Origin of the sequence: Ruminococcus sp. RTP21484sp1_RTP21281st1_A8_RTP21281_210402, from assembly GCF_040914025.1 — a bacterium.
GTDB classification, from domain to species: Bacteria; Bacillota; Clostridia; order Lachnospirales; family Lachnospiraceae; genus Blautia_A; species Blautia_A faecis.
The window spans coordinates 44,262-50,766 of sequence record NZ_JBCPGE010000034.1 but is presented as its reverse complement, the minus strand read 5'-3'; the positions used below and the strand labels follow the sequence as shown (position 1 = coordinate 50,766).

The window sequence follows — 6,505 nt, the reverse complement described above, 5'->3', positions numbered from 1 at the left end:
TATGCCAGCAGATCAGGGAATTTTCAAATGTTCCTATTGTAATGCTTACAGCGAAAGGTGAGGATATGGATAAGATCCTCGGTCTTGAGTATGGCGCGGACGACTATATCACCAAACCATTTAATATTCTTGAAGTAAAGGCAAGAATCAAGGCCATTATGCGCCGTGCTGGCAGCAATCAGGAAGAAAAAGACAAGGCGAAGACAATAGAGGCTGGTGACCTGAAAATGGATTGTGAGAGCCGCCGCGTGTTTATTGCTGGTAAGGAAATCAATCTGACTGCCAAAGAATTCGACGTGTTGGAACTTCTGGTGTTCAATCCAAATAAAGTTTACAGCCGTGAGAACCTGCTGAATATTGTATGGGGATATGAATATCCTGGTGATGTTCGTACAGTGGATGTACATATCCGTCGTTTACGTGAAAAAATTGAGGCGAATCCCAGTGAGCCGAAATATGTACACACCAAATGGGGTGTGGGATATTATTTCCAGGCATAAGCCATGCCAGAGAAAAAGAAACCCAGCTTTTTAAAAAGTCTGCGTTTTCGTATTCTGATCATTCTGGTCATTCTGGGAATCGTACCAAGTGTCATTGTTGCTCATGTGATGGTGGCAGCCTATGAGAGCAAGGCTGTGGCTGTTCGTAAGCAGACTGTTGAGAAGCAGTGTGACATTCTGTGTAACCTGTTAATTAAAGAGAATTATATGAATGACTCCAGCTCGCAGGATGTAAACAGCAAGCTGGAGTTGTTGTCTAATGTGTATGACGGCAGAATTCTGTTAGTTGACAGGGATTACAGGATTATCAAGGATACCTATGGCGTAGATGAGGGAAAAACTTTGATCTCCACTATGGTGATCAAATGCTTCAAAGGTGAGGAAGCCAGCCGCTATAATAGTAAGACACAGAAGATTGAGATGGCCCTCCCTGTGAAAAGCCCGGAGGTGAAGCAGCTTCAGGGGGCTATGCTGATCAGCTTTTCCTCCAATGAAATTGCAGAGAATATTCTGGAACTGGAACAAAAGAGTCTTCTGATCACAGGAATCATTATTGTGCTGGCGGTCCTTCTTGGATATGTGCTTTCTACGGTTCTTGTAAAGCCGTTTGCCAGAGTTACCAAGTCCATTGAGGATTTGACAGATGGATACCAGAATGAGGAGATTTCTGTCCCGGATTATACAGAGACAGCACTTATTACGGATGCGTTCAACAAAATGCTTTCCAGAATGAAGATTCTGGATGAGTCCAGAAATGAGTTTGTTTCCAATGTGTCCCATGAGCTGAAGACACCGCTTACCTCCATGAAGGTACTTGCCGATTCACTGGTGGGCCAGGAAGGGGTGCCGGAGGAGCTGTATCAGGAGTTTATGGGCGATATCACTGCAGAGATTGATCGGGAGAATAAGATCATCACAGACCTGCTTTCTCTTGTAAAAATGGATAAGAAAGCAGCTGATCTGAATGTGGAGCACCTGAATATCAATCAGCTTCTGGAGGATATCCTGAAGAGACTCCGTCCAATTGCAGATAAGAGGCACATTGATCTGATCCTGGACAGTTTCCGCCCTGTTGAAGCAGATGTGGATGAGGTAAAGTTTACTCTTGCCGTGAGCAATCTGGTTGAGAATGGTATTAAATACAATGTGGATGATGGCTGGGTTCGTGTAACCCTTGACGCTGACCATAAATATTTCTATGTGAAGGTTTCAGATTCCGGAATGGGCATTCCGGAGGAGTCCATCGGAAGAATTTTTGAACGTTTTTACCGTGTGGACAAATCCCATTCCAAAGAAATTGGCGGCACAGGTCTTGGACTTGCGATTACCAGAAGTGCTGTGACCATGCATCATGGAACTATTCAGGTGGCAAGTAAGGAAGGCGAGGGAACTACCTTTACTGTCCGCATTCCTTTATCATATATTCCGTAGGAGGTGCCAGATGAAGAAATTGTTGAGTACAGCGATGGCTCTGGTTCTGATCATTGGCCTTCTTACCGGATGCTCGGTGGAAAGCCAGGGAGAGAAGACTGAAAGTGTCAGCAATCAGTACTATCTATATTACTTGAACAAAGATGAAACGAAAGTAACAAAGACAAGATATTATCCGGAGCAGGAAAGTGCAGAATTTATGCTCCAGGATTTAATGGGAATCCTGAATGGACAGGAGAGCAGCGGAGAGAACCTGCCTTTGCTTCCAGCAGGAGTTCAGCTGGTGACTTACCGCTTAAATGAATCCCTTCTGGAATTGGAGTTTAATGCTGATTACAGTAATATTTCCCGAACCAGGGAGATTCTGGTGCGCGCAGGTGTGGCAAGAACTTTTCTTCAGATTCCAGGAATCACCGGCATAAAGATTTTTATAGGAAATCAGGAGCTTACCGATTCCAAGGGACAGGCTGTAGGCTTGCTTGACGGCAACACTTTTGTAGAAATGTGGGGCTCTGATAAAGATGCGTATCGGTATGATACTTTTACTCTGTATTTTACAGACAAGACAGGAGAGCATCTTGTGGCAGAACAGAGAAATGTATATTATAAGAGAATTCTGCCAAGAGAGAGAGTAATACTGGAACAGCTTGCCAAAGGACCGATGGTGAAAGGGCATTATCCAACAATTCCGCAGAATACGGATATTCTGGGAATAGAGGTGTCTGATAATGTGTGCTATGTGGATTTTAGTTCCGCTTTTTCAGATTCAGGAATTGATATCCCGGTGAACACCATGATCTATTCCGTGGTAAATTCTCTTCTGGATACGACATCTGCTGATAAAGTGCAGATTTCAATCGAAGGTGATACAGAGGCTAAGTTAAGTGATGGAACATCTTTGTACAGTCTTTTCAGTAAAAATACAGATCTGATCCTGAAAGAGAATTAGAGCGTGTTTGAAAAAATCAATCAATAACGCTTATAAAATGAAATACTAAAGGAGTTTATAAATGACGAAAAGACCGCTTTGCATGGTGTGTCTGGTCTTGATGCTCCTTATGTGTGTGGCCGACCGGGCAGGATTTCCACTGATCAGAGGAAATCCTGTTCCGGAAAATGTGGACTCCTGGATCCGGGAACATCCCAAGGTCACAATCTGCGGAGAAGTGACACAGACCACAGAAAATGAATTTTCACAATCTGTTTATCTTAGCAATACATATCTGATTTATCAACCAAAGAAGAATCAATCAAAGGAAAATCAACCGAAGAAAATATCTATTGAAAATGTAAAAGTATTTTTAAAGAAAAAAGAAGATGTTCCGGCAGGAACTGTTGTTTTGGTGTCTGGAAATCTGGAGAGAGTAGGTGAGATGCGAAATCCAGGAGAATTTGATGCCAGACAGTATTATGCCAGCCAGCATATTTTCTATTTTATGAAAAAGGCGGAATTGTTAAAAAAATCGGAAAATTATTCTGCTTATCGACAAGGTATGAATGATCTAAGGAAATATCTCAGTAAAGTTCTGAATGGAATTGGTGGAAAAGAAGCCGGGGTTTTTCAGGCAATTGTTCTCGGGGATAAAAGCAGTCTGGATGAGGAAGTAAAGCTTCGCTACCAGATGGCTGGTATTGTGCATGTTCTGGCAATTTCGGGGCTGCATATCAGTGTGATTGGGATGGGAATTTATAATCTTCTGATGAAGACTGGAATGGGAATCTGGCCGTCTGGGATAATTGCCCTGTTGATTTTGCTTCAATACGGCGTGATGACTGGTGGAAGTGTGTCTACTATGCGTGCAGTCTGTATGTTTTTGATATCTGTAGGGGCGAAAATAACCGGAAGGATTTATGATCTGCCAACGGCGCTGGCTGTTTCGGCTATGTTAATTCTTGGAGATTCAGGAGCATATTTATATAACAGTGGGTTCCTTTTGTCATTTAGCGCGGTAGCAGGAGCTGGCGTAGTGGTTCCTGCATTAACAAAGAGTATGGATTTATCCCGTATTGAAAAAGGGGAAAATGTGCGGAGAAAAAAGAGTGCATGGAAAAGACATGCTGGAAAAAAGTTTAAAAATATTTGCTGTATGATTTTAGGAAAACATACAGGGCAAATATATGAAAAATTTGCCGGAGGTTTTTGCAAAGCAAATCTGGCTTTAGGCGCATCTATAGGAATACAGCTGACCATGCTTCCTGTTTCCTTATATTTTTTCGGAGAAGTTTCACTGGTTGGAATTTTTTTAAATTTGCTGGTGCTTCCTACAGTAGGAGTTGTTCTGGGAAGCGGAGTTATTGGATTGCTTGCTGGGTGTGTAAGCTTTTCCGTTGGGCGTGTTGTGATTTTGCCTGGAAAGGTTCTTGCTGGAATTTATGAAGAGTTATGTAAACTATCTGGGAATCTGCCTTTTGGCATCTGGATCACAGGACAACCAAAGCTGTGGCAGGTGGCTGTATATTATATTTTGTTTGCAGGAGCAGTCTGGATACTTACACAGAAAGGGAAGAGGGAGAGAAAAATAATTGCTTTCGTAGTTGTATGCCTGGCCATGTCTATTCTTATATGGCGTGAGCCGGAACCATTTTCTGTCAGCTGTCTGGATGTGGGACAGGGCGACGGGCTTGTGCTGCGGACGCCGGAAGGGAATTGCTTTCTGGTGGATGGTGGAAGCACAAACAAATCAGGTGTGGGACAATATCAGGTTTTACCGTATCTGAAAAATCAGGGGATTTCTCAGATTGATGGAATTTTTATATCTCATACAGATCAGGATCATATCAGTGGTGTACAGGAAATATTGGAGATGGCTGTAAAAAAACTGAATTCAGTAAAATTGGGATGCTTGTATCTGCCTGAGTGGGAAAATCCTCCTGCTGCATGGGAAAAACTGAAACAGACAGCAAAAGCGGCCGGAATTCCAGTGAGAACCTTGAAGGAAGGAGACTGCCTGAATGCAGGTAAATTGCAATTGCAGATAATTGCTCCTGCTGTCAGCGCTTCTGGCGCAGACGTAAATGAAGATGGTATGGTGATTAAAGTAAAATATGAGGAGTTTCTTGGCCTTTTGACAGGTGATATCGGGGAAGAAACGGAAAAGAAATTGCTGGAATTGGGAGTGTTGGAAGATGTGGACTTTTTGAAGGTGGGACACCATGGCTCCCATTACTCTACCTGTCAACAGTTTCTTGATACAGTGCGCCCGGAATATGCTGTGATTTCCTGCTCTTCTACCAATACCTATGGCCACCCGTCACCGGAAATTACGAAACGCCTGGAAGAAACCGGGTGCCAGACCAGTTTTACTATGGAGAGCGGTGCTGTGAAAGTTTGCTGGGAGAAAGAGGGGATAAGGATTAAGAAATTTTTGGAAAAGGGAAATAGTATGTAGAGCGAAAAAGGCACTTTTATAAAGACACAATTTGTGGTATGGTTTAGTAGAATGTCGAGTACAGCTCTATCACCCTGGCTGAAAGAGTCTGGGGGGCTACTGGTCAGATCGTGAATAGTAACCTTTGGGGAATGTCCTGACCGACAAGAAGATGACAGGAGCGTATATTTTGAAGAATATCCAGGAAGATATAAAGACGGGCAATTTTAAACAGGCGTATTTGCTGTATGGTGAGGAAGCTTACCTGAAACAGCAGTATAAACATAAACTGGTGCAGGCGCTGAATCCAGAAGATGACACCATGAATTTTAATCATTATGAGGGTCGGAACATTGATGTGAAGGAACTGATCGACCTTTGTGAGACCATGCCTTTTTTTGCAGACCGTAGGGTGGTTTTGTTGGAAGATACCGGCTTTTTTAAGAATAAATGTGATGAACTGGCTGATTATATGAAAGAACTGCCAGACTATCTTTGCCTTATTTTTGTAGAAAATGAGGTGGATAAAAGAAACCGTATGTATAAAGCCGTAAAGGCAGCAGGTAGAATCGGAGAATTTGTGCAGCAGGATGAGAAAACGCTAATGCGCTGGGCTGCCGGGCTTCTGAAAAAAGAAGGCAAGATGATCACCCAGCGGGATATGGAACTCCTTCTTACCATGACTGGCGTGGACATGGGAAACCTGCGGATGGAACTGGAAAAGATAATTTCCTATACCGGTGACCGGGATGTGGTAACGGGAGAGGATATTCAGCAGGTTTGTACCACTCAGACCCAGAATAAGATTTTTGATATGGTCCGGGCAGTAACGGAGAAAAATCAGAAGAGAGCACTGGATCTGTATTATGATCTTCTCACGCTGAAGGAGCCCCCGATGAGAATCCTTTTTCTTTTGGCGAAACAGTTTCGCCAGCTGCTTCTGGTAAAAGAATATGCAGAAGAAGGAATCCCTCAGCCGGTGATGGCATCAAGACTGGGAGTGCCGTCTTTTGTGGTGAAAAATATTGTAGTCTGTGCAAGATCCTATAGAATCAGTGAACTTCGTCAGGCAGTGACGGATTTTGTGGATGCAGAGGAAGCTGTGAAGACAGGCAGATTGCAGGATGTGCTTAGTGTGGAATTACTGATCGTGAAGTATAGTTCAGCCAGAAGATGACGTTTTGGTGCAGGCTATGATGTTTGCAA

Annotated in this window: 5 protein-coding genes; all 5 read left to right on the top strand. The window is 43.2% G+C overall.

From position 1 onward, the window contains the following. Positions 1–500 (top strand): winged helix-turn-helix domain-containing protein (locus AB5170_RS15555; protein ID WP_368365096.1); only part of this gene is annotated, 500 nt, incomplete at its 5' end. Between the two features lie 3 nt (positions 501–503). Continuing rightward, positions 504–1,931, top strand: a complete 1,428-nt coding sequence (locus AB5170_RS15550) for a cell wall metabolism sensor histidine kinase WalK (protein ID WP_173771136.1) — start codon at positions 504–506, stop codon at positions 1,929–1,931. 10 nt (positions 1,932–1,941) lie between these two features. Continuing rightward, complete coding sequence (locus tag AB5170_RS15545; RefSeq protein WP_173716154.1) at positions 1,942–2,880, top strand: GerMN domain-containing protein; 939 nt, start codon at positions 1,942–1,944, stop codon at positions 2,878–2,880. A gap of 61 nt (positions 2,881–2,941) precedes the next feature. Further along, on the top strand, positions 2,942–5,320 hold the full coding sequence (locus tag AB5170_RS15540) for a ComEC/Rec2 family competence protein (protein WP_368361577.1): 2,379 nt from the start codon (positions 2,942–2,944) through the stop codon (positions 5,318–5,320). A gap of 169 nt (positions 5,321–5,489) precedes the next feature. Then, positions 5,490–6,476, top strand: coding sequence for a DNA polymerase III subunit delta (holA, locus tag AB5170_RS15535; protein ID WP_173771123.1), 987 nt, complete (start codon positions 5,490–5,492; stop codon positions 6,474–6,476). Positions 6,477–6,505 lie beyond the last annotated feature (29 nt).